Annotated in this window: 23 protein-coding genes; 7 read left to right on the top strand and 16 right to left on the bottom strand. The window is 70.1% G+C overall.

The annotated features are described in order from the left end of the window. Positions 1-171: 171 nt before the first annotated feature. From ACFQY2_RS04455 to ACFQY2_RS04435, 5 genes are read right to left on the bottom strand one after another with little or no spacing between them, the layout of a single operon-like run. On the bottom strand, positions 172-1,896 hold the full coding sequence (locus tag ACFQY2_RS04455; protein WP_378744437.1) for an acetyl/propionyl/methylcrotonyl-CoA carboxylase subunit alpha: 1,725 nt from the start codon (positions 1,894-1,896) through the stop codon (positions 172-174). Then, positions 1,893-3,587: a carboxyltransferase domain-containing protein gene (locus ACFQY2_RS04450; protein WP_378744436.1), complete on the bottom strand. Its 1,695-nt coding sequence runs from the start codon at positions 3,585-3,587 to the stop codon at positions 1,893-1,895. Before ACFQY2_RS04450 ends, ACFQY2_RS04455 begins: the two co-directional genes overlap by 4 nt. Next, positions 3,587-4,387, bottom strand: coding sequence for a putative hydro-lyase (locus ACFQY2_RS04445; protein WP_378744435.1), 801 nt, complete (start codon positions 4,385-4,387; stop codon positions 3,587-3,589). Before ACFQY2_RS04445 ends, ACFQY2_RS04450 begins: the two co-directional genes overlap by 1 nt. Position 4,388: 1 nt before the next feature. Next, positions 4,389-5,159 carry a LamB/YcsF family protein gene (locus tag ACFQY2_RS04440; protein WP_378744434.1) on the bottom strand — a complete coding sequence of 257 codons (771 nt, stop codon included), beginning with the start codon at positions 5,157-5,159 and terminating at the stop codon, positions 4,389-4,391. Positions 5,160-5,209: 50 nt separating this feature from the next. Then, complete coding sequence (locus ACFQY2_RS04435) at positions 5,210-6,487, bottom strand: NRAMP family divalent metal transporter (protein ID WP_378744433.1); 1,278 nt, start codon at positions 6,485-6,487, stop codon at positions 5,210-5,212. 129 nt (positions 6,488-6,616) lie between these two features. On the opposite strand from ACFQY2_RS04435, the gene ACFQY2_RS04430 reads away from it, so the two are divergent. Then, positions 6,617-7,255: a GntR family transcriptional regulator gene (locus tag ACFQY2_RS04430; protein WP_378744432.1), complete on the top strand. Its 639-nt coding sequence runs from the start codon at positions 6,617-6,619 to the stop codon at positions 7,253-7,255. A 3-nt stretch (positions 7,256-7,258) separates the two neighbouring features. Here ACFQY2_RS04430 and ACFQY2_RS04425 read toward each other — a convergent pair whose 3' ends face one another. After that, a complete protein-coding gene (locus ACFQY2_RS04425) occupies positions 7,259-8,257 on the bottom strand; it encodes a LacI family DNA-binding transcriptional regulator (RefSeq protein WP_378744431.1) in 999 nt (332 codons plus the stop codon). Positions 8,258-8,340: 83 nt separating this feature from the next. After that, a complete protein-coding gene (locus tag ACFQY2_RS04420; protein ID WP_378744430.1) occupies positions 8,341-9,762 on the bottom strand; it encodes a glycoside hydrolase family 1 protein in 1,422 nt (473 codons plus the stop codon). 91 nt (positions 9,763-9,853) lie between these two features. On the opposite strand from ACFQY2_RS04420, the gene ACFQY2_RS04415 reads away from it, so the two are divergent. Further along, a complete protein-coding gene (locus ACFQY2_RS04415) occupies positions 9,854-10,372 on the top strand; it encodes an adenine phosphoribosyltransferase (RefSeq protein ID WP_378744429.1) in 519 nt (172 codons plus the stop codon). 6 nt (positions 10,373-10,378) lie between these two features. Here the strand turns inward: ACFQY2_RS04415 and ACFQY2_RS04410 are convergent, their stop codons facing one another. From ACFQY2_RS04410 to ACFQY2_RS04400, 3 genes are all read right to left on the bottom strand, one after another. Continuing rightward, complete coding sequence (locus ACFQY2_RS04410) at positions 10,379-11,065, bottom strand: MerR family transcriptional regulator (RefSeq protein ID WP_378744428.1); 687 nt, start codon at positions 11,063-11,065, stop codon at positions 10,379-10,381. 232 nt (positions 11,066-11,297) lie between these two features. Then, positions 11,298-12,293, bottom strand: a complete 996-nt coding sequence (locus ACFQY2_RS04405; RefSeq protein ID WP_378744427.1) for a cation diffusion facilitator family transporter — start codon at positions 12,291-12,293, stop codon at positions 11,298-11,300. After that, positions 12,290-12,766, bottom strand: coding sequence for a transporter substrate-binding domain-containing protein (locus tag ACFQY2_RS04400; protein WP_378744426.1), 477 nt, complete (start codon positions 12,764-12,766; stop codon positions 12,290-12,292). Before ACFQY2_RS04400 ends, ACFQY2_RS04405 begins: the two co-directional genes overlap by 4 nt. A gap of 154 nt (positions 12,767-12,920) precedes the next feature. Here ACFQY2_RS04400 and purS point away from each other — a divergent pair, with 154 nt between their 5' ends. Beyond that, positions 12,921-13,169, top strand: a complete 249-nt coding sequence (purS, locus tag ACFQY2_RS04395) for a phosphoribosylformylglycinamidine synthase subunit PurS (RefSeq protein WP_378744425.1) — start codon at positions 12,921-12,923, stop codon at positions 13,167-13,169. A gap of 2 nt (positions 13,170-13,171) precedes the next feature. After that, complete coding sequence (gene purQ / locus ACFQY2_RS04390) at positions 13,172-13,873, top strand: phosphoribosylformylglycinamidine synthase subunit PurQ (RefSeq protein ID WP_378745025.1); 702 nt, start codon at positions 13,172-13,174, stop codon at positions 13,871-13,873. Positions 13,874-13,973: 100 nt separating this feature from the next. Here the strand turns inward: purQ and ACFQY2_RS04385 are convergent, their stop codons facing one another. Further along, positions 13,974-14,405 (bottom strand): DUF1761 domain-containing protein, encoded by a 432-nt coding sequence (locus tag ACFQY2_RS04385; protein WP_378744424.1) that lies wholly within the window; start codon positions 14,403-14,405, stop codon positions 13,974-13,976. An 86-nt stretch (positions 14,406-14,491) separates the two neighbouring features. Here ACFQY2_RS04385 and ACFQY2_RS04380 point away from each other — a divergent pair, with 86 nt between their 5' ends. The 3 genes from ACFQY2_RS04380 to ACFQY2_RS04370 all read left to right on the top strand — a co-directional run bounded on the left by ACFQY2_RS04380 (position 14,492) and on the right by ACFQY2_RS04370 (position 18,313). Beyond that, entirely contained in the window at positions 14,492-15,424 is a 933-nt protein-coding gene (locus ACFQY2_RS04380) for a 2-hydroxyacid dehydrogenase (protein WP_378744423.1), read from the top strand. Positions 15,425-15,549: 125 nt separating this feature from the next. Further along, positions 15,550-17,211, top strand: a complete 1,662-nt coding sequence (locus ACFQY2_RS04375) for a glycoside hydrolase family 13 protein (protein WP_378744422.1) — start codon at positions 15,550-15,552, stop codon at positions 17,209-17,211. A 91-nt stretch (positions 17,212-17,302) separates the two neighbouring features. Continuing rightward, the gene (locus ACFQY2_RS04370) at positions 17,303-18,313 is read left to right on the top strand and encodes a LacI family DNA-binding transcriptional regulator (protein WP_378744421.1); all 1,011 of its coding nucleotides are present in this window, start codon (positions 17,303-17,305) and stop codon (positions 18,311-18,313) included. Positions 18,314-18,443: 130 nt separating this feature from the next. On the opposite strand, the gene ACFQY2_RS04365 is transcribed toward ACFQY2_RS04370, so the two are convergent. The 5 genes from ACFQY2_RS04365 to ACFQY2_RS04345 form a co-directional block, all read right to left on the bottom strand. After that, positions 18,444-20,603: a glycoside hydrolase family 3 N-terminal domain-containing protein gene (locus ACFQY2_RS04365; RefSeq protein WP_378745024.1), complete on the bottom strand. Its 2,160-nt coding sequence runs from the start codon at positions 20,601-20,603 to the stop codon at positions 18,444-18,446. An 83-nt stretch (positions 20,604-20,686) separates the two neighbouring features. Continuing rightward, positions 20,687-21,784 (bottom strand): ABC transporter permease, encoded by a 1,098-nt coding sequence (locus tag ACFQY2_RS04360; RefSeq protein ID WP_378744420.1) that lies wholly within the window; start codon positions 21,782-21,784, stop codon positions 20,687-20,689. 3 nt (positions 21,785-21,787) lie between these two features. After that, positions 21,788-22,873 carry an ABC transporter permease gene (locus ACFQY2_RS04355; RefSeq protein ID WP_378744419.1) on the bottom strand — a complete coding sequence of 362 codons (1,086 nt, stop codon included), beginning with the start codon at positions 22,871-22,873 and terminating at the stop codon, positions 21,788-21,790. Beyond that, positions 22,870-23,670, bottom strand: a complete 801-nt coding sequence (locus ACFQY2_RS04350; RefSeq protein WP_378744418.1) for an ABC transporter ATP-binding protein — start codon at positions 23,668-23,670, stop codon at positions 22,870-22,872. The genes ACFQY2_RS04355 and ACFQY2_RS04350 overlap by 4 nt, the downstream gene beginning before the upstream one ends. Next, complete coding sequence (locus ACFQY2_RS04345) at positions 23,667-24,491, bottom strand: ABC transporter ATP-binding protein (protein WP_378745023.1); 825 nt, start codon at positions 24,489-24,491, stop codon at positions 23,667-23,669. The genes ACFQY2_RS04350 and ACFQY2_RS04345 overlap by 4 nt, the downstream gene beginning before the upstream one ends. Between the last annotated feature and the right edge of the window lie 53 nt (positions 24,492-24,544).

Below are 24,544 nucleotides of genomic sequence, written 5' to 3'. Positions count from 1 at the left end.
CACGAACACCCACCCTTACTGGGACACGCTCCGCGCGGGGGCTCAGTAATGGCGGGTCCCCGACAGCTGCACCCGCCATTGCTGGCCCATGCGATCCAGGTCGGCGCATGTCCCCACGGGCGTCAAGACGGACGTCAGGACCGACGTCAGGACCGACATCAGCGGATGCGGTCAGCCGATGCGCCCGAGCACGGCATCCGCCGCGATCATCTCGCTTACCGACGCCTGCTGATCCAGCACGCCCGCACGGTGCGCGGCGACCGGGGTCTCCATTTTCATGGCGTCCAGCACGGCGACGGCGTCGCCCTCCGCCACCGTCGCACCGTCGTCGACCAGCCACCGCACCAGCGTGCCCGGTGCCGGCGCGCGCAGCTCGGCGGGGTCGGCAACGGGGGCCGCATCGGAACGGGATGCACCGGATGCCGCAGCACCGGCGAAACCGGCGAGCAGCGCCGTCGGCAGTCCGAGCATCACGCGACGGCCGTCGATCTCGACCGGGAAACGCTGCAGGCCCGCCTCCGACACGGGAGCGGGACGCAGCTGCGGCTCGAGCCTCGGAAGGAGGGAGCTCTCGATCCACTGCGTGTGCACGGCGAATCCCGTCGTGGCGAACTCGGGCTGCTCGATGGCGAGCCGGTCGAAGCCGATCACTGTCGCGGGACCCTCGACGACCAGTTCGCGCAGTGCGCGGCCCGCGCGCACGAGGGCGGCGTCGCGCGAGTCGGCGAAGACGATGAGCTTGGCGATCATGGAGTCGAACGCCGGCTGCACGGCATCCCCCGCCTCGATGCCGCTGTCCCAGCGCACGCCGGGGCCACCGGGCACGCGCAGCAGGTCGACCGTGCCTGGGCTGGGCAGGAACCCCCGACCGGGATCCTCGGCGTTGATGCGGAACTCGAACGCGTGGCCGCGCGGCTCGGGCGTCTCGGTGAGCGAGATTCCCTCGCCGAACGCGATGCGGAACTGCTCAAGGACCAGGTCGACGCCGGTGACCTCTTCGGTGACCGGATGCTCCACCTGCAGGCGCGTGTTGACCTCGAGGAACGAGAGCGTGCCGTCGGCCGCGAGCAGGAACTCGACGGTGCCGGCGCTGCGGTAGTCGACCTCCGCGCAGATCAGGCGGGCCGCCTCGTGCAGGCGCTCGCGCTGTTCGCCGGTGAGACCGGGTGCGGGCGCCTCTTCGATGAGCTTCTGGTTGCGGCGCTGCATCGAGCAGTCGCGGTCGCCCACGACGATGACCCCGCCGCGGCCGTCGCCGAGCACCTGCACCTCGATGTGCCGCGGGCTCTCCAGGAACCGCTCCACGAAGCACTCGCCACGTCCGAACGCGACGATGGCCTCTCGCGTGGCGGCGTCGAACGCGTCGGCCACCTCCGACAGCTCGCGCACGACCTTGATCCCTCGCCCGCCGCCGCCGAACGCGGCCTTGATCGCGATCGGCACACCGTGCTCCTCTGCGAAGGCCACGGCCTCGGCCGGGCCCTCCAGCGGATGGTCGGTACCGGGGGCCAGCGGCGCCCCGACGTGCTGGGCGATGCGCCGGGCGGTCATCTTGTCACCGAGCTGCTCGATGCTCTCCGGCGACGGGCCGATCCAGATGAGTCCGGCGTCCTCCACGGCGCGCGCGAAGTCTGCGCTTTCGGAGAGGAATCCGTAGCCGGGGTGCACGGCATCCGCACCGCTGCGGCGCGCGGCGTCGAGCACGGCGGCGATCGACAGGTAGGTCTCGGGGGCGGTCGATCCGCCCAGGCCGACGGCCTCGTCCGCCAGGCGCACGTGCAGAGCATCCGCATCCTGATCGGCGTATACCGCGACGGACATATATCCGGCCTCGGCGCAGGCGCGGACCACGCGAACGGCGATCTCGCCGCGATTGGCGATCAGGATCTTGGTCATGAGGTGCTCTTCTTGTCGGTGGATTCGGTGGCAGCGTTCGGTCGCCCGGAGCCCGCGGGTGCCGGATGGCGTGTCGCCTCGCGGCGCGCCGCCTCGGGGCCGGTTGCTCCGGACGACGGAACCCGAGCGGTGGGCGCGGAAGGGTCGACGACCCGGAAGCGAATGCGCGCGCCCGGGGGCAGCTGACCGGCGAGGTCCAGGCAGCGGTCGGTGAGCGCCGCGATGATCGGGTAGCCACCGGTGAGCGGGTGATCAGGCAGGAACAGCACGGGCTGCCCGTTCGGCGGCACCTGGATCGCCCCGGTGACCGCGCCCTCGCTGGGCAGCTCGCCCGAGACCGCGCGCTCCAGGGCCGTGTCGCCGTGCAAGCGGATGCCGACCCGGTCGGAGCGGCCGGTGACCGTCCAGTCCTGCCCGGTCAGCGTCTGCAGCGCGGCAGGCGTGAACCAGTCGTCGCGGGGCCCGAGTGTGATGTCCAGGGTGACGAGATCGCCGGATGCCGGCAGCGCGCGCGCCGGCGGATGCGGGTCGACCGCGTGCGGGGCATCCGGACCGATCCCGACCACATCGCCCGCGGCGAGTGGGGCCGGGCCGACTCCGGCCAGGGTGTCGGATGCCGTGCTGCCGAGGGCCGGCACGGCACGGATGCCACCGCGGACGGCCAGCACATACCGCAGACCGTTCACGGGGTGGCCGAGCACCAGCTCGTCCCCGTCGACGACGGCGAACGGCGCACCGTGCGGGATCGGGCGGCTGATGCCGACGGCATCCGTCAGCGTCAGCTCGCCGACGGCCCCGGCGACAGCGGCGACCCCATCGCCGCGGAACCGCAGCGCCGCACCGCCGACGCTCTCCAGCACGGCCGCGCCTGGATCGTTCCCGACGGCGCGGTTCGCGTCCCTCAGCGCGGTACGATCGGCGGCTCCGGATGCCGAGACGCCCAGCGCCGCGTGCCCGAAGCGCCCGAGGTCCTGCACCAGCAGCTGCAGGGAGGGACGGACGACCTCGACCTGGGCTGAGGCCGCTCCGGTCTGCGACCCGTCTCGCTGGGCTCGCTGGACCACCGGCGAGGAGACGACTGTCTCCCGCCCGGCCCGCTCGAACGTGACCAGCGTTCCCGGTGACAGCAGGGCGGGCGGGTCGCGGTCGATGTCCCACATCGTGGCATCCGTGCGTCCGATCAGCTGCCATCCGCCCGGGCTCTCCCGCGGGTACACCCCCGTGAACTGGCCGGCGAGCGCGACGGATCCGGCGGGCACGCGCGTGCGCGGAGACGAGCGACGCGGCACGTCGAACAGCGGATCGCTGCTGACGGTGTAGCCGAAGCCCGGAGCGAATCCCGAGAACGCCACCTGCCAGTCGGCCGCGAGATGCCGGTTCACGACCTCGTCGGCGGACACCCCGAGCAGCCGGGCGACCTGGTCGAGATCCTCGCCGTCGTAGCGCACCGGAACGGTGACCTCGCCCGTGTGCGGCGCATGCTCGGCATCCACGTCGGTCGCCTCGAGCACCGACGCCAGTTCCTCGGTCGAGACCCGCAGGGGGTCGAAGCGCACCAGCACCGTACGCGCTCCCGGAATGCGTTCGAGCACGCCCGGCACGCCGTCCCACGCGAGGTTCAGCCTCATGGCCTCGTCGAGGTCCGCCGCCTCCACGAGCAGCGCGCGGTCGGAGGCCGTGAGGATGCGCATCAGAGCACGTACTCCGCGTCGGGCACATCGGTGATGAACATGTGGCCGGGGGAATGCGTCACGGCGAACGGAGGCCGCGATGCCATGATCGCCGCCTGCGGGGTGACCCCGCAGGCCCAGAACACGGGGATCTCACCGTCGCGCACCTCGGAGGGATCTCCGAAATCGGGCTTGTCGAGGTCGATGATGCCCAGCGATGCGGGGTCGCCGATGTGCACCGGTGCTCCGTGCACGGCCGGGGTGCGGCCGGAGATCTGCACGGCGTCTGCCACGCGGGAGGCCGGGATGGGCCGCATCGAGACGACCATCTCGCCGCGCAGCCTGCCCGCCGGGACGCAGCCGATGTTCGTGCGGTACATGGGCACGTTGCGGCCGAGCTGCTGGTGGCGGATCGGGATGCCGGCATCCGCCAGCCCGTTCTCGAACGTGAAGCTGCAGCCGATGAGGAAGGCGACGAGGTCCGGGTGCTCCGCCCAGGCGCCCGTGGCATCGGCGACCTCTTCCGCGAGCTCGCCGTCGCGCCAGATGCGGTACCGGCCGATGTCGGTGCGGAGGTCGCTGCCCGGCGCGAGCGCGGATTCGACCTGCCCCTGCTCGATGACCTCGAGCACCGGGCAGGGCTTCGGGTTGCGCTGGGCGTACAGCAGGGTCTCGAAGGCCCAGTCGGCGGGAACGGCGATGAGATTCGCCTGGGTGAGTCCGGCGGCGACTCCGCTGGTCGGCTCGGCCAGTCCGTCGCGGTACGCCTGTCGCGCGGCGCGCGAGGCCGCGAGCTGATCGGGGGTGGCGAGGACGGTCATGTCAGGCTCCGGCGGTCGCGAAAGGCGCGATGGTGACACCGGCCTCCTGCAGCATCCGCTTGGTCTGCGTCGCCATGGCGATCGCACCGGCGCTGTCGCCGTGCACGCAGATCGACTGCGCTTCCACGCGCACGTCGGTGCCGTCGATCGCTCGGATCAGACCGGACTCGGCGAAGCGCACCATGCGCTCGGCGACGGCCCGCGCGTCGTGCAGCACCGCCCCCTCCTGCGTGCGAGAGACGAGCCCGCCGTCGGGCAGGTAGGCGCGGTCGGCGAAGGCTTCGGCGGCGACCTGCAGACCCGCCTTCGCCGCGACGTCGAGGACCACCCCGCCGGCGAGACCGAGCAGCACGAGGCTCGGATCGATCGCCCTGATCGCGGCAACCACGTCGGCCGCCTGGCGCTCATCGCGGGCGATGGTGTTGTACAGGGCTCCATGCGGCTTCACATAGGCCACCGAGCCGCCCACCGCGCCGGCCAGCCCCGCCAGTGCGCCGAGCTGGTACTCGACGTGCGCCTGCAGGGTCGCCGAGTCGATCTCGACATTCGTGCGCCCGAAGTTCTCGTAGTCGCGATAGCCGGGGTGCGCTCCGATCACGACGCCGTTGCCGACGGCCGCAGCGAGGGTCCCGCGGATCCCCTCAGGGCTGCCGGCGTGGAATCCGCACGCCACGTTCGCGCTCGTGACGATCTCCAGCATCGCCGCGTCGTCGCCGACCACGCGGTCGGGCGTGTTCTCGCCGAGGTCCGAGTTCAGATCGATGGATGCCATCTCATTCTCCGTTCCGTACTGCTGATGCCAGCCTGCCAGGTGGCCGGCGGTCAGGCCCCGACGCCGAGGAAGGCGAAGATCGGGCCGACCGAGACGATGCCCATGTACCAGGTGAGCAGGGTCACGAGCGTGCCGGCGATGAGCAGCACCAGCGGGTACTTGCGCGTGCCGAGGAGGTCGCGGCGGAACCAGCCGATGTACATGAACACCGTCAGGCCGATCGGCAGGATGAGTCCGTTGAAGCCGCCGACGAACACCAGGATCGCCGCCGGTGCGGTGCCGATCGAGAGATAGACGATGAGCGAGACGACGATGAAGCCGACGGTCGCCCACTGCAGCGACCAGCCGCCCAGGAAGCGCTGGTTGAAGCTGGAGAGGAAGGATGCCGACGTGTACGCGGCGCCGATCACGGAGCTGAGCGCGGCGGCCCAGAAGATCGCGCCGAAGATGCGCAGTCCGGCATCGCCGAGAACGGCGCCGAACGCCTGGCCGGCGGGGTTGGCCGCCTGACCGGAGAGGTCGAGGGTGACGCCGGACGCCACCACGCCGAGGATGGCGAGGAAGAGCACGTACCGCATGATGCCGGTGACGAAGACGCCGTTGGCCGCGGCACGCATGACGGGTCCGGCATACGCGGGTCCGGTCTGGCCGGAGTCGAGGTAGCGGTGCGCACCCGAGTAGGTGATGTAGCCGCCCACCGTGCCGCCGACGATCGTCGTGATCGTGGCGAAGTTGATGCTGTCGGGGAGGATCGTCTGACGCAGCGCATCGCCGACCGGCGGGTTGGAGACCACCGCCACGATCACGGTCATCAGGATCATGCCCACGCCGAGGATGACGAGCACGATGTCCATCACGCGGCCGGCCCGCTTGATGAGGAAGATGATGATCGCCAGTGCGGCCGTGAGCAGCCCGCCGATCTTCGGGTCGACGCCCAGCAGGGCGTTCAGCCCCAGGCCGCCACCGGCGATGTTGCCGATGTTGAACGCCAGCCCGCCGATGATGACGAGCACGGCGATGACGTGGCCCGAGAAGGGGATGGCGCTGTTGGCCAGCTCACCGGCGCGCTTGCCGGACGAGGTGATCATGCGCCAGATGTTCAGCTGCACCGCGATGTCGATGATCACCGAGATGAGGATCGCGAAGGCGAAGGAGGCGCCCATCGTCTGGGTGAAGGTGGCGGTCTGGGTGATGAAGCCCGGGCCGATGGCGCTGGTGGCCATCAGGAAGATCGCGCCGATGACGGCGCCCCGGCCGACGCGCTTCTTGACGGATGCCAGGCGCGCCTGGTCCTCGGCAGAGAGCGCTGCGGGTGTCTGCTCGGACATGGGAATCCCATCGTCGTTGGTGGGTGACGGATGACACGGGCGTGTCGGGTGCCATCGAGTGTAGAACACATCCCCAAGAATTGTTCAACAATTTCTCGTTCGCGCGCGGACGGACCGTACGCTGTTCCCATGACGACCCACGTGCCGCTCGCCGACCTCCTGCGCGAGCGGATCATCGACGGCGACTTCGCCCCGGGGTCGCGCCTGTCGGAATCCGCACTGGCGGAGCAGCTCGCGGTGTCGCGCAACACCCTGCGGGAGGCGTTCCGGGTGCTCGCCGAGCAGGGGCTCATCGAGCATGTCCCGCATCGCGGAGTGTCCGTCGCCTCGCCCGGCATCGCCGACGTCATCGACATCTACCGCGCCCGTCGCGTCATCGAGTGCACGGCTCTGCGCCAGTCCGAACCGGAGCATCCGGCCGTGCAGCTCATGCGGGACTCGCTGGCGGATGCCGAGGAGCACCTTCCCGCCGAGGACTGGCGACGTGTCGGCAGCGCCAACATGGCGTTCCACGATGCGATCGTCGCGCTGGCCGACAGTCCCCGGCTCGCGCGCACGTATCGGGACGTGGCGGCCGAGCTGCGTCTCGTCTTTCTCGAGATCGACGACCCGCGCGCCCTGCACGAGCCGTTCGTGCGCAAGAACCGCATGGTGCTGACAGCGCTGCTCGAGCGGGGGCCGGAGGCGGCGGCCGACGAGCTGGAGCGCTACCTCATGGCATCCGAGCGCACGGTGCTCGGCGCCTTCACCCGGATGGGCAAGGGCTAGGCGTCAGGGCGCCGGAGCCGACCCGCGCACGATCAGCTCGGTCGGAAGGATCGTCAGCGCCGCGGGATGCTTGCCGGCGAGCTCGTCGATGATGAGCCCCGCGAGGATCTCGCCCTGCTGGAACATGGGCTGACGGACGCTGGTCAGATCCGACGCCGCTGCGAGCGCCGAGTCGTCGAAGCCGATCACGGCGATGTCCTCGGGCACGCGCATCCCCGCGGAGCGCAGCACGTCCATCGCGCCGCGCGCCATGAGGTCGCTGGCGACGAAGACCGCGTCCGGTCGCTCCGGCTGCGCGAGCAGCCGATGGGCGGCATCCGCTCCGCCGCGCTCGCTGAAGTCGCCGTCGATGACCCCGGCGGGTTCCAGCCCGGCATCGGCGAGAGCCGACAGGAATCCGTCCCGGCGATCCACGCTCACCGCCATCGACAGCGTGCCGGTGATGGTCGCGATGCGCCGTCGGCCGAGCGCGATCAGGTGACCGGCGGCGTCCTTCGCGGCCTGCACGTTGTCGACGTCGACGATGAGGTCGCGCTCACGCACGCGAACGGGGCGCCCTCCGAAGACGACGGGGACGGCGTCGGCGATGCGCTCCACGAAAGAATCGCTGGCGTGGTGCGAGACGATGATCGCGGCATCCACACCGCCGTTGCGCACGAAGCTCGTCATCTTGTCGCCCGGGTCATCGCTTGCGATGAGCAGGTTGAGGATGTAGTCCGACGGGGCCAGGCGGCTGCTGATCCCGGCGACAACGGATGCGAGGAACGGGTCGCCGAAGAATCGGGTGGTGTCCTCGGGGACCACCAGTCCGATCGCGTGGGTCTGCCTGCTCGCCAGCGAGCGCGCAGCGCGGTTCGGCGCGTAGTGCAGGTCCGCGATCGCCTTCTGCACCGCGGCGAGCGCCTCCGGACTCACCGCGGTCGACCCGTTCACGACGCGCGAGACGGTCGAGCGGGAGACGCCGGCTGCGGCGGCGACCTCCTCGATCGTGGAACGGGGCATCGGTGCTCGATTCGTACGGGGCCCTTCGACAGGCTCAGGGACCTCTGGGGATGGGCCCTTCGACAGGCTCAGGGACCGGTGGGTCAGATCGCGCGGGCCGCGATGATGCGAGCGTACTCGCGGCCGCTCTGCTTGATCGTGCGCTGTTGCGTCTCGTAATCGACGCGGACGATGCCGAAGCGCTTGGCGTACCCCCAGGCCCACTCGTAGTTGTCCAGCAGCGACCAGTAGAAGTAGCCGCGCACGTCGGCGCCCTGCTCGACGGCATCGAGCGTCGCCGCGATGTGATCGCGCAGGAACACGGCGCGGTCGGCATCCGCCACCTCGCCGTCCTCGCCCACCTCGTCGTCGTACGCGACGCCGTTCTCTGTGACGTACAGCGCGACGTCGGGCGCGTACTCCTCGGCGACGCGGACGAGCAGTCGGGTCAGCCCTTCGGGCTGCACCTCCCAGCCCATGTCGGTGCGCGGCAGGCCGCGCTCGACCCAGTGGATGCCCTCGTGCGACGGGAACGGCGAGCCGGTGGGGCGCTGCTGCCCTTCGGTCTCGTGCGGGTTGCCCTCGGCCTGGGGCTGCGGATGCCCGGAGAGCAGCTCGCCGTGGTAGTAGTTGATCCCCAGTGCGTCGAGCGGCGTGGAGATGGCGTCGAGGTCCTCGGGCCGCACGGCATCCTGCCAGTCCGCGACAGCCGACGGGTCGACCTCGCGGATGTCGCGCACGATGTCCGCCGGGTAGGTGCCGCGGAAGATCGGGTCGAGGAACCACCGGTTGAACTGCCCGTCGATGCGGCGGGCGGCATCGACGTCGAGCGGGTCCGCCGGGTCGGCGGCATCCGCCACCGTCAGGTTCAGGGTGATGCCGAGATCGAGCCCGGGGGCTCGCTCGCGCAGCGCCTGCACGGCCCGGCCGTGCGACAGCAGAAGATGGTGCGATGCGAGAAGTCCGTCGCGGATGCTGGTCCGCCCCGGAGCGTGCACACCGGCCGTGTAGGAGAGGAACGACGAGCACCACGGCTCGTTCATCGTGGTCCAGTGCTGAACGCGGTCGCCGAGGGCGTCGTGCACGCTCAGGGTGTAGTCGACGAAGCGGTCGGCCACGTCGCGGTTGGTCCAGCCGCCCGCTTCTTCGAGCGCCTGCGGCATGTCCCAATGGTGCAGCGTCAGCCACGGCACGATGTCGGCATCCAGCAGCTCGTCCACCAGCCGCTTGTAGAAGTCCAGGCCCTGCGCGTTGACAGCACCGCCGTCCGGACGCACCCGTGACCAGGAGGTCGAGAAGCGGTACGTCTGCAGACCGAGTTCCTTCATGAGCGCGACGTCGTCGGCGTAGCGGTGATAGTGATCGCAGGCGACATCGCCGTTGTCCGCGTTCACGACGGCACCCGGCACGCGGGAGAAGGCATCCCAGATGGATGCCGTACGGCCGTCTTCGAAGGCGGCGCCCTCGATCTGATACGCAGCGGTGGCGGCACCGAACAGGAAGCCCTCGGGCAGAGATCGCGTCATGATGCCATCATGCCATGACTGCCTGGGAGCGCTCCCACGATGTGTCACCGGTCCGGAAGGGCAGACGAATCACGTCCGGTAGCCTGGGCGAGTGAACCCCGAACTGGCCCGTGCCGAGTCCTTGATCCGCTCGATCCCCGACTACCCGGCACCCGGCATCCTGTTCCGCGACATCACCCCACTGCTGGCTGATGCCGCCGCGCTGAACACCACCACCCGGGCGCTCATCGAACCGTTCGCGGGAACCTTCGACGTCGTGGCGGGTGTCGAGGCACGCGGCTTCATCCTCGCCGGCGCTGCCGCGATCACGGCGAACACGGGCTTCGTGCCGATCCGCAAGGCCGGGAAGCTGCCCCAGCCGGCGGCATCCGTCGACTACGCACTCGAGTACGGCATCGCCACCGTCGAGATGCACGACGACCTGCCCGCGGGAACCCGCATCCTGCTCATCGATGATGTGCTCGCCACCGGCGGCACCCTCGCCGCCGGTCGGCGGATCATCGAGCAGCTCGGCTACGCCGTCGCCGGGGTCAGCGTGCTCTTCGAGATCGCCGGGCTCGGCGGTCGCGACGTGATCGGCGACGTGCACACGGTCTTCCGCTCGGCCTGAGCCCGATCAGCGAACCGCCGGCGGTCTGGCGATGTCGGCGGGGGCGTCTCCCCGCTCGATCGCCGCACGGATGGAGGCCGCCGCATGGGCGAGGCTGCTGACCGCGACCAGTTGGCGCGCGCGGGCGTTCACGGCGAGCAGCATCCGCCTCGCCACCTCGTCCGGCGATGTCGTCGAGCCGAGCGCGGCCACGTTGCGGCCGGCCAGGGGCTCCAGCGCGTCGGCGTACTCCATCAGCTCGTCGACGTCGTAATCCAAGCCGACCTCCGCGGCCTGAGCGAGCGCGTAGGCGAGGCCGCGCTCCGCGGCTCCGGGGTAGCCGCGCCAATCCCGCTGCCGCATGAGCTCGAACGTGCGCTCCCGGTACTCGGCGAGATCCGGGTCGTCGGCGACGGCGTCGGGGACGCGCAGCACGAACGCCTGGCAGGCGTCCATCACGACCAGGATCGACGAGTCCTCGGCATCGATCACCTCGGTCAGCGACCGGATCTCCGCGATGGACGCCCGGTACACGTCGCGCAGCGTGAGGATCAGACGCACCCGGTCGACATGACGCTCGTCGTAGACGGCGGTGGTGCGATTGCGCAGTCGACCGGCGGGCAGGATCCCCACCCGCATCCAGTGCTTGAGCGTGGTCGTGCTGATTCCACTGCGCTTCGCGAGCTGCCCGAGCTTCACGTCCGCTCCCTCCATCGGGACGTCCTGCAGCCGCACCGAATTGGAGAGCGATTCTCCCTCCCGCTCTCCACGATGCGTCCCCTCTTCGAAGACTCTAGCCTGCTGGCGTGGGGACTGCTCTCGGCGCGGGGGGCCATGCCGAGCGCTCGAGGACTGGGGACGCCTCGACGGGCCGGGGTGGGAACTCGAGGGGTGCGTGATCCACCCGGCCCGTTCACCCGCCCGGTGTCGTCCGCCCGGTAACCGGTCAGAGGTTGCGCTCGGACTGCCGCTCGCGCGGGCCGCCCACCTCCTCGGGCAGACGGTCGATCGGCACGACGACGATGTCCTGCACCTTCCAGTCCACATCTATGCACGCGTCGCGCGCCGCGGTCAGCTGCTCCAAGGTGGGCATCCGCCCGTCCACGGGCACGACGAACGACTCCACGTGGAAGACGTGGCCCTGGTCGCGGATGCGAGATCCGGCCTGGTCGACCCACGGAAGCCCTCGCAGCAACTGGTCGATCTGCTCCGCGACCGGGTGCGGCTCACCGTCGTCGAAGGTGGTCGCCGTCGTGTCCATCAGGTCCGTGATGGCGGCACGCATGTTCTTGACGCCATCCCAGAGGATGCTTCCCGCGATGAGGATGGCAGCGGCGGCATCCGTCCACCACAGGCCGACCCCGATGCCCAGCACCCCGACGATCGAGCCGACCGCGGTCATCCAGTCGGCCTTGTTCATGTCGGCGTCCGCGTAGAGCACCTTGTCGTGCAGTTGCTCCGCGAGCCGCATCTTGACGCGTCCGAAGTAGATCGGCAGCGGGATGGTGAGCGCCAGCGCACCGACCATGAGCCAGCCCAGCCAGACCGGCTGACCGAACAGGACGACGGTGCCGATGGGCGGATGCTCGGCGGCGATCAGTCCGCTCGCGGAGTCGATGATGAGGAATGCACCCATCGCGAAGAGTGCCACCCCGGCGACGAGGTGAGCGACTCCGACCGCGCGATGGTAGCCGTACGGGTATCTGCCGTTCGGCGCCCGGTTGACGATGCGCACGGCGAGCAGGAAGGCCACCGGCGGCGCCAGGGAGAGCAGGTCCTCGACCCACGCCGCCTTCATCGCCTGCGAGTTGCCCATCACCAGGTAGATCATCGTGATGGCCACCGCCAGGAACGCCAGCGTGAACCACTCGATGCGCACCGCGGCGCGCAGCGCCTTCTCCTGCTGTTCCGGCAGTTCGGTCCTGCCGAAGCGCGTGGTCATGATCCGGCCTCCTCATGCAGGAACGTCTCCAGCTCGGTGAGCAGGGCGTTCTCGCCCATCCGGACGATCATGACGTGCTTGCGGACGCCGTGCGGCGTCGGCCGCTCGGCATAGGGGCGCGTCACCGCTCCACGATCCGCCCAGGGCGTGTCATCCAGGAACCCGCCCACGACCAGATCGAGCTCCCCGCGCTCCAGCGCGGCGACCAGGTCGGCTTCGCTGCCGGTGGTCCACCGCACGTCGGCATCGAAGCGCTCGGCGAACTGCAGGATGAGATCGGGCTCCAGCCCACCGGGCGCGTCGTCCTGGTCCACCTCCACCCAGGGAGGATTCTCGGTGGCACCGGCGCGGAGCGTGCCCTCCTGCACCCGCTGCAGCGTTCCATGCGGGTCGGCGGGGATCTGCATCCCGCAGCCGGTGAGCGCGACAGCGATCAGCGCGAGACCCATGAGCGCGAGCCGTTGTCTTCTCATGGCCCGAACCTAGCCAAAGCATCCCGCGGCGGCATCTCGGAGCCGCACCCTTGACAAATACGCGTCGACCTGGCCGTCGCGTCCCACGACGCGGTGCACGGCGGGAGGGGCGATAGACTGGGGCCATCCCGCCCGCGACTCCCAGGAGCCCGCCATGCCCACAATCGTCGTCGACGTCATGCCCAAGGCCGAACTGCTCGACCCGCAGGGCAAGGCCGTCTCCGGAGCCTTCGCCCGTCTGGGCGTCGAAGGCTTCAGCCAGGTCCGCATCGGCAAGCGCTTCGAGCTCACCGTCGACGGGGAGGTCACCGACGAGGTGCTCGCCGAAGCCCGCCGCCTGGCCGAGGACGTGCTGTCCAACTCCGTGATCGAGGACGTCGTCGGCGTCGAGGTCGCCCCGTGACCATCCGCATCGGGGTCATCACCTTCCCCGGTTCGCTGGACGACCGCGACGCCCAGCGCGCCGTGCGCATCGCCGGCGCGGAGCCGGTCGCGCTCTGGCACGGTTCGCACGACCTCGAGGGCGTGGACGCCCTGGTGCTGCCCGGGGGGTTCAGCTACGGCGACTACCTGCGCTCGGGAGCGATCGCGGCGCTGTCGCCGATCATGGCCGAGGTCAAGGATGCCGCGGCATCCGGCATGCCCGTGCTGGGCATCTGCAACGGCTTCCAGATGCTCGTCGAGGCGCACCTGCTTCCCGGTGGACTGATCCGCAATGACCACCAGCACTTCGTGCGCCGCGACCAGAAGCTCACCGTCGAGAACAGCGACACGGCCTGGACCAGCGCGTTCGAGCAGGGCCAGGAGATCGTCATCCCGTTGAAGAACGGCGAGGGCGGCTACATCGCCGCCGATGACACGCTCGACCGGCTCGAGGGCGAGGGCCTGGTCGCGTTCCGCTACGCCGGCGTGAACCCGAACGGGTCACTGCGCGACATCGCCGGTCTCACCAACGAGCGCGGCAACGTGGTGGGCCTCATGCCGCATCCCGAGCACGCCACCGAGCCCGGCTTCGGACCCGACACACACCACGCGATGCGCTCGGGCGTCGACGGGCTGGGCTTCTTCACCAGCGCGATCGCCGCCGTCGCGGCCGCCGCCGCCTGATCCCCGGGCCGCTTTCCGCCTCCCCCGGGCCGCTTTCCGCCTCCCCCGCGCCGCTTCCCGCCTCCCCCGCTTCCCGTCGGGGTGTGGCGAGACGCGGCGGTCAGATCCCGGCGGGCGGCCAGACCCCGATGATCACGGCCATCACCAGGATGGTGACGAGCTCGTGCGCGATGTTCAGCGTCGTCAGCTTCGTGGACCTGCCCTCGAAGGCGTCGTGCGTGATCAGACGCGCGGCGGTGAAGCCCGCCCAGAGCGTGACCGCCGTGACGACAGCGGCCCAGAAGTACGCCCCCTCGTAGAAGTGCCAGGCGATCGACGAGGCCCCCGCCAGGACCCAGGCGGTGATGAAGCTCACGATCACCGTGGTGATGATCGGCCACACCACCCCGCGGGATGACCCGTCGATGTCGATGTTCGCGAGCTTGGCCCAGCGGGCGCCGAACACGCTGCGCGAGTACCAGATCGCGCCGACGATCATGCTCGACGCGGTGGCGATCAGCACAGCCCAGTAGTTGATCTCAGGAATCGTCATGGGAGCCTCCTTGCTCTGCCGCTCAGGCTACTCGGGTGCTCGTCAGGGTGACCACCCCGCGCGCCGAGTCCCACTAGTGTCGAGGTGTGAGCCTTCTCGTCACCGTCCCCACCGATCGTGTCGCCGCCGGCGTCGGCGCCCTCCCCGCGGACGTCGATCTTCGCGTCTGGGATATGAAGACGCCCCCGCCCGCTGAGCGCATCGACATCGTGGTCCCGCCGTATATGGGATCCACCGGATCCCTCGACGCGCTCGCGGGCCTCAGCATCGGGCTCGTGCAGAGCCAGTCGATCGGCTACGACGGCGTCGCCGACATCCTTCCGCCTGGCATGCCCTTCGCGAACGCCGCGAGCGTGCACGAGCCGTCGACGGCCGAGCTCGCCGTGGGCATGATGATCGCAGCCCAGCGGCAGCTCCCCCGATTCGTGCGCGCCCAGGACCGCGGCGAATGGGCACCGGTCTTCGCCGACAGCCTGGCCGACCGACGCGTGCTGCTGGTCGGCTTCGGCGGAGTCGGCAAGGCCATCGCCCGCCGACTGGAGCCCTTCGAGGTGACCATGACCGCCGTCGCCCGCAGCGCGCGCACCGAGCAGGTCGACGGCATCGGCGAGATGCACGTGCGCGGCATCGATGAGCTGCCGGCGCTGCTGGCGGAGGCCGAGATCGTCGTACTGAGCCTGCCGGGCACCGACGAGACCCGGCACCTCTTCGACGCCGACATGATCGGCCGCATGGCTCCCGATGCGCTGCTGGTCAATGTCGGCCGCGGCCCCCTCATCGACACCGACGCTCTTCTCGACGCACTGAACGACGGTCGGATCCGCGCCGCGCTCGACGTGTTCGAGCAGGAGCCCGTGCCGGCCGGGCATCCGCTGTGGTCCGCCCCCAACCTGCTGATGACCCCCCACGGCGGCGGGGCCTCCACCGCGATGAACCCGCGCATCGCCCGGCTCATCCGCACCCAGATCGAGCGGATGCGGGCGGGCGAGCCGCCCCTGAACGTGGTCATCCCCGCCTGAGCGCCCCTTCATCCTCGCCTGCGGCACCCTCCGCCCGTACGCGCCTGTCACCGTCGCCACGCCCGATCGAACCGATTCGATCGTCCGGCGCCCCGTACTGCAAGCGCTTGCAGTAGCCTGGTCGCATGGCACAGCTCGAACAGGTCGCGTCCCCCGGCACCGAATGGTGGCGCAGCGCCGTCATCTACCAGATCTACCCCCGCTCCTTCGCGGACGCCTCCGGCGACGGGATCGGCGACCTCCCCGGCATCACCAGCCGTCTGGACGACCTGAAGAGTCTCGGCATCGACGCGATCTGGCTGAGCCCGTTCATGACCAGCCCGCAGAAGGACGCCGGCTACGACGTCGCCGACTACCGTGACGTCGACCCGCTGTTCGGCACGCTCGCCGACTTCGACGAGATGCTGAACGCCGCCCACACCCGCGGCATCCGCGTGATCGTCGATCTGGTCCCGAACCACTCCTCCGACCAGCATGTCTGGTTCCAGCAGGCCCTGAAGGCCGCCCCCGGCAGCCCCGAGCGCGCCCGCTACATCTTCCGCGACGGCCGCGGCGAGAACGGCGAACTGCCCCCGAACAACTGGCAGAGCGTCTTCGGCGGCGGGCAGTGGACGCGCGTCACCGAGCCGGACGGCACGCCCGGCCAGTGGTACCTGCACATCTTCGACGTCTCCCAGCCCGACTTCGACTGGACCAACGAGGAAGTGCGCGAGGAGTTCCGCAGCATCCTGCGCTTCTGGCTCGATCGCGGCGTCGACGGCTTCCGCGTCGATGTGGCGCACGGCATGATCAAGGCCGACGGGCTCCCCGACTACGCCCCCGACGCCGATGCCGACTCGATGGGCGGCGGCGAGGAGAACGTGCCCTACTGGGGTCAGGACGGTGTGCACGACATCTACCGCGACTGGCACCGGCTCATGGCCGAGTACGACGGCGAGCGCGCGCTGTGCGGCGAGGCTTGGTTGCCGACTCTGGAGAAGACCGCGCTGTGGGTGCGTCCCGACGAGATGCACCAGACCTTCAACTTCCCGTACCTGATGACGCCGTGGGATGCCGACGCGCTGCGCCACGTCATCCGCCAGTCGCTCGACGAGTTCGGCAAGGTCGGAGCCCCGAGCACCTGGGTGCTCTCCAACCACGACGTGATCCGGCACGCCTCGCGCCTCGCCCTCACCGCGGACAGCCCGCAGGGCGACGGCGTCGGTCCCACCTCGGCCGGCAAGCCCGACCCGGTGATCGGCCTGTCCCGCGGCCGCGCGGCGACCACGCTGATGCTGGCCCTTCCCGGTTCGGCGTACCTCTACCAGGGCGAGGAGCTCGGCCTGCCCGAGGCGATGGAGATCCCCGACGAGTTCCGCCAGGATCCGACCTGGTTCCGCACCGGCGGCGAGCGCTACGGCCGGGACGGATGCCGCGTTCCGCTGCCCTGGACGGTGTCCGGCGCCGCGTTCGGATTCAACGAGACCGGCGCCTCCTGGCTGCCGCAGCCGGCGGAATGGGCGGACTTCGCCCGCGACGTCGAGGAGAGCCGGCCCGACTCGACCCTGAACCTGTACACGGCGCTGCTGGCCGAGCGCCGCGCCCGGTCACTGGGTTCCGGCTCCTTGGTCTGGGACGATGCGGATGCCGATGCCGTCGCCTTCCACCGCGGCGACCTGCATGTGATCGCGAACCTCGGCACCGAGCCGATCGAGCTGGGCGACGACGTGACCTTCGTCATCCAGAGCGAGCCGTTTGCGGGCACCGCCCTGCCGCCGAACACCGCCGCCTGGTTCACCCGGGCCTGACCCAGACCGTCTGTGGGGCGCGAATGTCAGGATCACAGGCCTGGAAGCCGACGTCTGCGCCCCACAGACGGTTCTGCACAGAGGGACTGACATGGTGAGCATCGACGAGGTCGCGAAGCTCGCCGGGGTGTCCACGGCGACGGTGTCACGCGCGCTGAGCGGTCGCGGACAGGTGTCGGCGGCATCCCGCGAGCGCGTGAACCGCGCGGCCGAGAGCCTCGGCTACGTCGTCTCCTCGCAGGCGTCGGGCCTCGCAACCGGCCGCACCCGGAACGTCGGCGTGATCGTGCCGCTGCTGGACCGCTGGTTCTTCAGCACCGTGCTCTCGGGGGTGACCAGCACGCTCATGCGCGCCGGCTATGACATCACCCTGTACAACATCACCGCCGACGCCGCCATGCGGCGCGAGGTCTTCCGGACGTTCCTGCGTCGGCAGCGGGTGGATGCCGTGGTCGCCGTGTCGATGAAGCTCGATGAGGACGAGACCGATCGTCTGCTGGCCCTCGGACTGCCGGTGATCGCGCTCGGCGGCCCTCAGCCGCGCCTGCCCACGCTCGCCGTGGACGACACGTCCGTCGCCCGGCTGGCCACGGAGCACCTGCTCGCGCTCGGTCACCGCGACATCGCGCACATCGGCGCGCAGCCGGAGTACGACACGGACCACCGCGTCCCCACCCAGCGGCGGATCGGTTTCGAGCAGGCGCTGACGGACGCCGGGGTCGCGCCGGATCCGGCGTTCGTCGAGGCGGCGGATTTCACCGTCGACGGCGGATTCCGCGCCGCGATGCGGCTACTCGCACGGCAGGGGCGCCGGCCGACGGCGATCTTCGCCGCGTCGGATGAGATGGCGGTCGGCGCCGTCCTGGCCGCTCGCGACCTGGGTCTCCGGGTGCCGCAGGACCTCTCGATCGTGGGCGTGGACGGCCACGAGCTGGGCGCGTTCTTCCGGCTGACCACCGTCGACCAGTTCCCGCTGGCGCAGGGCGAACGCGCCGCCGCGGCGATTCTCGCCCAGCTCGAGGGCACGGATGCCGCGACGAGCGGCGACCTGCCCTACGAGCTCATCGTGCGCGGGACGACTGCGCGCCTGCAGCAGCCGTAGCGACGCCGTTCCGATCCGCGAGAATTGCCTTCCCACCTGAGAAGGACGCTGGCACACCCATTCTCATGCGGGGAGGCAATTCTCGGGGCAGGGCGGGGCGGGCGCAGCCGCGACGCCGCCCCCCCCCCTGTCAGAGCACGGTGAAGCCGGCGGCCAGCAGATCCTCCTCGCGCGAGCTCGGCCCGACCAGCAGCATGAACTCGCCGGGCTCGACGACCCTGTTCCCGGCGGCATCCACGATCGTGCACGCGCGCACCGGCAGCTCCACCTCCACCTGCGCGGACTCGCCGGGCTGCACGGTCACCTGCCTGTAGGCCTTCAGCTCGCGCACCGCCCAGCTGACCGAGGTCACCTCGTCGCGCACGTACACCTGCACGGTCTCGGTCGCCGGTCGCGCCCCGGTGTTGGTGACGGTGACGGACGCCGAGATCACGTCGTCCACGCCCAGCGAAGAGGACTGCAGAGTCAGCTCGGAGTACACGACGCTCGTGTACGACAGCCCCTGCCCGAACGCCCAGGCGGGCGACTGGGTGAGGTCGGCGTAGCGGTCACCGTGCTGTCCGCGGATCTGGTTGTAGTACGTCGGCTGCTGGCCGGCGTGGCGGGCGAATGAGATCGGCAGCCGCCCGGACGGCTCGACGGCCCCGGTGATGAGCTCGGCGATCGCGCGCCCGCCCTGCATGCCGGGGTTCGCGGTCCAGATCACGGCGGCGGCCCGGCGGACGGATGCCGGCAGCACCAGCGGCTTGGACGCCATCAGCACCACGATCACCGGCGTTCCCGTCTCGACCAGCGCGTCCAGCAGCGTCACCTGTCCGCCGATGAGTTCGAGCGTCGCCGTCGAGCGGCCCTCACCGTAGAGCCCGCGCGCGTCTCCGACGACCGCGACGACGGCATCCGCTTCGCGGGCGGCCGCGACGGCATCGGCGATCCGCGCCTCGTCGGCGGGAACGGGCCGCACCACCGGCGGACGCGGTTGTCCGTCCGGCCAGGTCGCGCCGGCGGGGTCGGGTTCGAGGGTGAGGATGTCGGCGCCGCGCGCGTGCACGACGTCGAACGGGCCGATCTCCCGCATCCCGTCGAGAACGGTCGTGATCATCTCGCGAGGCTGACCGTCCAGCCAGCCCGCCTGCCCGGAGCCGCCCGCCCAGTCGCCGAGCTGCTCCTGCGCATCGTCCGCGAGCGGACCGACCACGGCGACGCGTCGCGCGGCAGCGGGCCGCAGCGGCAGCGTCCCATCGTTCTCCAGGAGCACCAGCGAGCGGCGAGCGACCTCCAGGTTCAGCTCGGCATGCGCGGGCTGCCCGACCACGTCCGCGAGCCCGGGCACCGGCAGACGCGGATCCTCGAAGAGACCGAGTTCGAACTTCAGCGTGAGGATGCGGCCGACAGCCGCATCGAAGTCGGCGGATGCCAGCATCCCGCGCTCCACGGCCTCGAGCGCGCCCTCGAAGAACTGCGGAGTCGTCATGACCATGTCGTTGCCGGCCCTCACCGCGGCCGCGGCGGCGTGCGCGTAGTCGGGTTGCACGTGCTGCTCCCAGACCATCCGGCCGACGTTGTCCCAGTCGGTGATCAGGGTGCCCGTGTAGCCCCACTCGCCCCGCAGCACATCGCTGAGCAGCCAGTCGTTCACCGTGATCGGCACGCCGTCGGTGCTCTGGTATCCGAGCATGAAGGTGCGGCACCCCTCGCGCGCGACCCGCTCGAACGGCGGCAGGAACCAGGAGCGCAGCTTGCGGCGCGAGATGTCCGCCTCGCTGGCATCGCGCCCGCCCTGCGTCTCGGAGTATCCGGCGAAGTGCTTCGCCGTGGCGAGGATCGCCGTGGGATCGTCGAGCCCGCTCCCCTGGTAGCCGCGCACCATCGCCGAGGCGAGCTCACCGATCAGATGCGGGTCCTCGCCGAAGGTCTCGTTCACGCGGCCCCAACGCAGGTCGCGGGCGATGCACAGCACCGGTGAGAAGGTCCAGTGGATGCCGGTGGCAGCGACCTCCACGGCGGTGGCGCGGGCGACCTTCTCGATCAGCGAGGCGTCCCACGACGCCGCCATGCCGAGCTGCGTCGGGTAGATGGTCGCGCCGGGCCAGAACGAGTGCCCGTGGATGCAGTCCTCGCCCACCAGCAGCGGGATCCGCAGCCGCGTCCGCGCTGTGAGCTCGTTCGCCTGCAGGATGCGCTCCGGCGACGTGTGCAGGATCGATCCGACGTGGCGGCGCAGCACGTGGTCGGCGAGATCGTCGCGGGCGTCGAGCTGCAGCATCTGCCCGATCTTCTCCGCCACGGTCATGCGTGAGAGCAGGTCGGAGACGCGGTCGGGGATGGGGAGGGCGGCGTCCTGATAGGGCGCGCGGGTCAGAGAGGTGAGGGTGCTCAACGTGCAGGTTCCTTCGGGTCGTACTCGGGGACGTGCGATACGCCGGGGACGCGCGCAGGCGATGCGCCGGGGACGCGCGCCGCGGATGCCGGGTCGGGGCGCACGACAGTGACGGCGTCGTTCACGTCGAGCCCCTTCTTCCTCATCGCGCGCGCCCGCTCACCGGCCGACCGCAGACGCGGGTTCACGTACTCGTCGATGCCGAAGTTGATCAGCGCGAGTGCGACGCCGATGAAGGCGATGCACAGTCCTGGCGGCAGGTACCACCACCACTGGTTCTGCCTGAACGCGCCCTGTGCCGAGGCCCAGTTCAGGATCGTTCCCCAGTTGTAGGTGGTCACGGGGATGACGCCGATGTACGACAGCGTCGTGAGTGTCAGAATGGCCGCGGTCACCGTGCCGACGAAGCTCGCGGCGATCAGCGCCATCAGGTTCGGCAGCATCTCCACGGTGATGATGCGCCTCAGCGGCTCGCCGTTGGCGCGGGCGGCCTGGATGAAATCCCTGTTGCGCAGCGACATGGTCTGCGCGCGCAGCACGCGCCCTCCCCACGCCCAGCCCGTTATGCCGAGCACGGCGGCCACCAGCCACAGCGGGGGGTCCTCGAACATCGAGGCGACGATGATGATCAGGGGCAGCCCCGGGATGACGAGGAACACGTTGGTCAGCGCCGAGAGCGATTCGCTGCGCCAGCCGGTCAGGTAGCCGGCGATGACGCCGACGGTGATGGCGATGACGGTGGCGATGATCGCCGCCAGGAAGCCGACGACGATGATGCCGCGCGTGCCGTGGATCACCTGGCTGAGCACGTCCTCGCCGATGTGAGTGGTGCCCAGCAGGTGCGCGGCCGAGGGCGGCTGGAAGCGCGCGGTGTTGTCGACCTTGGTGGGCGGATACGGGGCGATCAGGTCGGCGAAGATCGCCAGGAGCACGAAGAAGCCGAGGATCGCGAGCCCGGTGATCGACTTGCCGTTGCGGAACATGGCGAACGCCGACGCCAGCCGGGTCCAGAACGACGCCTGACGCGGTTCGTCCATCGGCCGGGCGGTGCGTACGGCGAGAGTGGTGCTCTCAGCGCGACGAGTGATGGTCATGTCTCAGGCCTCCGTCTGACGGGTGCGCGGGTCGAGGAACGCGTACGCGAGGTCGGCGAGCAGATTCGCGACCAGCACCGACAGGGTGATCACGAGGAAGACCCCCTGCATCAGCGCGTAGTCCTTGGCGTTGGTGGCATCGAGCAGCAGCTTGCCGACGCCGGGGTAGCTGAAGACCATCTCCATCACGATGGTGCCGCCGACGATGAAGCCGATGGACAACGCGAAGCTCTGGATCTGCGGCAGCACCGCATTGCGTGCGGCGTAGCCCCACAGCACCCGCCGATCGGGCATCCCCTTCGCCTGCGCGACCATGATGTAGTCCTCGTCGAGCACGGTGAGCATCATGTTGCGCATGCCCAGCATCCAGCCGCCGAGCGAGGCGATGACGATCGTGATCGCCGGCAGCGCGCCGTGGTGGATCACCTGGCCGACGAACTCGAGCGTCCACTCCGGTCGCACGCCGACGCCGTACGCCTTGCCGATCGGGAACCACTTGAGGTTCACCGAGAAGGCGGCGATGGCGAGCAGTCCCAGCCAGAAGTACGGGATGGTGCTCAGGAACGTGGTGACGGGCACGAGCGCGTCGAGCCGGCTGCCTCGACGCCAGCCGACGAACGCGCCGCCGATGGTGCCGATCGCGAACGAGACGATCGTGGCGAAGCCGACCAGTCCGATCGTCCACGGCAGCGCCTGGCTGATCACCTCGGTGACCGGGCGCATGCCGTGCAGCAGCGAGATGCCGAGATCGCCCCGCAGCATCAGAGCCCAGTAGTCGAAGTACTGCTGGATCAGGGTCTTGTCGGTGTCCAGCCCGAGCAGCGCGCGCAGCGCGTCGGCCGCCTCCGGCGAGACGTTGCGGTTGCGGGCGAGGTACTGGTCGACCGCGTCGCCCTTCATCATCCGGGGCAGGAAGAAGTTGATCGTGATGGCCGCCCACAGGGTGAACAGGTAGAACGCCGCACGGTTGGCGAGGAAGCGCCACGGCACCCGCGAGCGCCCCTGCACGCCGGTCGCGGTGGTGCCGACCTCGAGCGCGTCGGTGCGCACCGCGTCCGTGTCGGCGAGCTGCGGTTCGACGGCGGTCATCGGACGCCTCCCGTGGTGGGTGCGAAGAACTTCTCCGGGTCGGGGGATGCCGCCCTGAGCTCGCGCGTGTACGGGTTCTGCGGGTTCAGGATGACGTCGTCGGCCGGGCCCTGCTCGACGATGCGACCCTGGTTGAGCACGATGATCTCGTCGCTGAAATGACGGGCGGTGGCCAGGTCGTGGGTGATGTACAGCACGCCCAGACCCTCCTCGCGCTGCAGGTCGGCGAGCAGGTTCAGCACGCCGAGGCGGATCGAGACGTCCAGCATCGAGACGGGTTCGTCGGCGACGAGCAGGCGGGGACGGGATGCCAGGGCACGGGCGATCGCGACGCGCTGGCGCTGACCGCCGGAGAGTTCGTGCGGCCGGCGGTCGATGACGGCGTCCGGGACGAGCCGCACCCGCTCCAGCAGTCGGCGCACCTCGCGCTCGGTCTCCTGCTTCGGCACGACGCCGTCCAGGCGCAGCGGGCGCTCGATGTGGTACCGGATCGAATGGTACGGGTTCAGCGAGGCGAACGGATCCTGGAACACCATCCGCAGCTGCTGACGGTAGCTGCGCAGTCCGCGGCCGCGGCGCGGGATCGGGGTGCCGTCGAGGCGGATCTCGCCGCTGGTGGGCGTCTCGAGCTGGGTGAGGATCTTCGCGATGGTCGATTTCCCGCTGCCGGACTGCCCGACCAGGCCGATGGTGCGACCGGACTCGAGGGTGAACGAGACATCGTCCAGCGCCTTCATGCGGCCGGCGCCGCGGACGTTGTAGATCTTGCTGACGCGGTGGAATTCGAGCGTGCTCATCGGACCACCACTCCTCTCTCGCCCGTGAGGCGGGGGAAGGACTCCAGGAGCCTGCGGGTGTATTCGTGCTGCGGATCGTTCCAGATGCGCTCGGCGCTCTGCAGCTCGACGATCTCGCCCTCGCGCATGATGGCGATGCGGTCGCTGATCTCCAGCAGCAGCGGCAGATCGTGCGTGATGAAGATCACCGAGAAGCCGAACTCGTGACGCAGCTGCGAGATCTGGCGAAGGATCTCGCGCTGCACCAGCACGTCCAGTGCCGTGGTCGGCTCGTCCATGACCATCAGCTGGGGGCGCAGGGCCAGTGCCATGGCGATCATCACCCGCTGCCGCATGCCGCCGGAGAGTTCGTGAGGGAACGAGCGGATGCGGTCGCGCCCGACCTTCACGATCTCCAGCAGCTCCTCGACCTCGGCGCGGCGCTGCCGACGGGTCATCTCCGGGCGATGCACCTCGAACACGTCGGCGAGCTGCGAGCCGATCGTGGCGACCGGATTGAGTGCGTTCATGGCGCCTTGGAACACCATGGAGACCTTGTCCCAGCGGAAGCGGCGCATGCGCTCGGCATCCAGTGCGTTCACGTCGATCGTGTCGCCGGACGCGTCGTGGAACACGACGCTGCCGCCGGTGATGACGGCCGGCGCTTTGAGCAGGCGCTGCACGCCGTAGGCGAGCGTGGTCTTGCCGCATCCGCTCTCACCGGCGAGGCCGAGGATCTCCCCGCGCCGCAGCTCGAGGGTGACGTCCTTGACAGCCGCGACCGGAGGGTCGACGTCGTACACGACCGAGAAGTCCCGCACGGAGAGCAGGGGTTCGGTCAGCAGGGGTTCGAGCATGGGTTTCGCTTTCAGGCCGGGACGGATGCCGAGGGCAG

Source organism: Microbacterium sp. GCM10027623, assembly GCF_042666935.1.
Classification (GTDB): Bacteria; Actinomycetota; Actinomycetes; order Actinomycetales; family Microbacteriaceae; genus Microbacterium.
Note: the sequence above shows the minus strand (reverse complement) of the source record. Positions and strands in the feature narration are given on the sequence as shown.

Coding starts and splice junctions, on each gene's coding strand:
- ACFQY2_RS04405 (WP_378744427.1), bottom strand. CDS start 12,293: ATGACCACGCGCTTCGGCAGGACCGAACTGCCGGAACAGCAGGAGAAG.
- ACFQY2_RS04385 (WP_378744424.1), bottom strand. CDS start 14,405: ATGACGATTCCTGAGATCAACTACTGGGCTGTGCTGATCGCCACCGCG.
- ACFQY2_RS04370 (WP_378744421.1), top strand. CDS start 17,303: ATGGTGAGCATCGACGAGGTCGCGAAGCTCGCCGGGGTGTCCACGGCG.
- ACFQY2_RS04355 (WP_378744419.1), bottom strand. CDS start 22,873: ATGACCGCCGTCGAACCGCAGCTCGCCGACACGGACGCGGTGCGCACC.
- ACFQY2_RS04445 (WP_378744435.1), bottom strand. CDS start 4,387: ATGACCGTCCTCGCCACCCCCGATCAGCTCGCGGCCTCGCGCGCCGCG.
- ACFQY2_RS04425 (WP_378744431.1), bottom strand. CDS start 8,257: ATGCCCCGTTCCACGATCGAGGAGGTCGCCGCCGCAGCCGGCGTCTCC.
- ACFQY2_RS04430 (WP_378744432.1), top strand. CDS start 6,617: ATGACGACCCACGTGCCGCTCGCCGACCTCCTGCGCGAGCGGATCATC.
- ACFQY2_RS04440 (WP_378744434.1), bottom strand. CDS start 5,159: ATGGCATCCATCGATCTGAACTCGGACCTCGGCGAGAACACGCCCGAC.
- ACFQY2_RS04450 (WP_378744436.1), bottom strand. CDS start 3,587: ATGCGCATCCTCACGGCCTCCGACCGCGCGCTGCTCGTGGAGGCGGCG.
- ACFQY2_RS04435 (WP_378744433.1), bottom strand. CDS start 6,487: ATGTCCGAGCAGACACCCGCAGCGCTCTCTGCCGAGGACCAGGCGCGC.
- ACFQY2_RS04375 (WP_378744422.1), top strand. CDS start 15,550: ATGGCACAGCTCGAACAGGTCGCGTCCCCCGGCACCGAATGGTGGCGC.
- ACFQY2_RS04410 (WP_378744428.1), bottom strand. CDS start 11,065: ATGGAGGGAGCGGACGTGAAGCTCGGGCAGCTCGCGAAGCGCAGTGGA.
- ACFQY2_RS04455 (WP_378744437.1), bottom strand. CDS start 1,896: ATGACCAAGATCCTGATCGCCAATCGCGGCGAGATCGCCGTTCGCGTG.
- ACFQY2_RS04360 (WP_378744420.1), bottom strand. CDS start 21,784: ATGACCATCACTCGTCGCGCTGAGAGCACCACTCTCGCCGTACGCACC.
- ACFQY2_RS04400 (WP_378744426.1), bottom strand. CDS start 12,766: ATGAGAAGACAACGGCTCGCGCTCATGGGTCTCGCGCTGATCGCTGTC.
- purS (WP_378744425.1), top strand. CDS start 12,921: ATGCCCACAATCGTCGTCGACGTCATGCCCAAGGCCGAACTGCTCGAC.
- ACFQY2_RS04350 (WP_378744418.1), bottom strand. CDS start 23,670: ATGAGCACGCTCGAATTCCACCGCGTCAGCAAGATCTACAACGTCCGC.
- ACFQY2_RS04420 (WP_378744430.1), bottom strand. CDS start 9,762: ATGACGCGATCTCTGCCCGAGGGCTTCCTGTTCGGTGCCGCCACCGCT.
- ACFQY2_RS04365 (WP_378745024.1), bottom strand. CDS start 20,603: ATGACCGTGGCGGAGAAGATCGGGCAGATGCTGCAGCTCGACGCCCGC.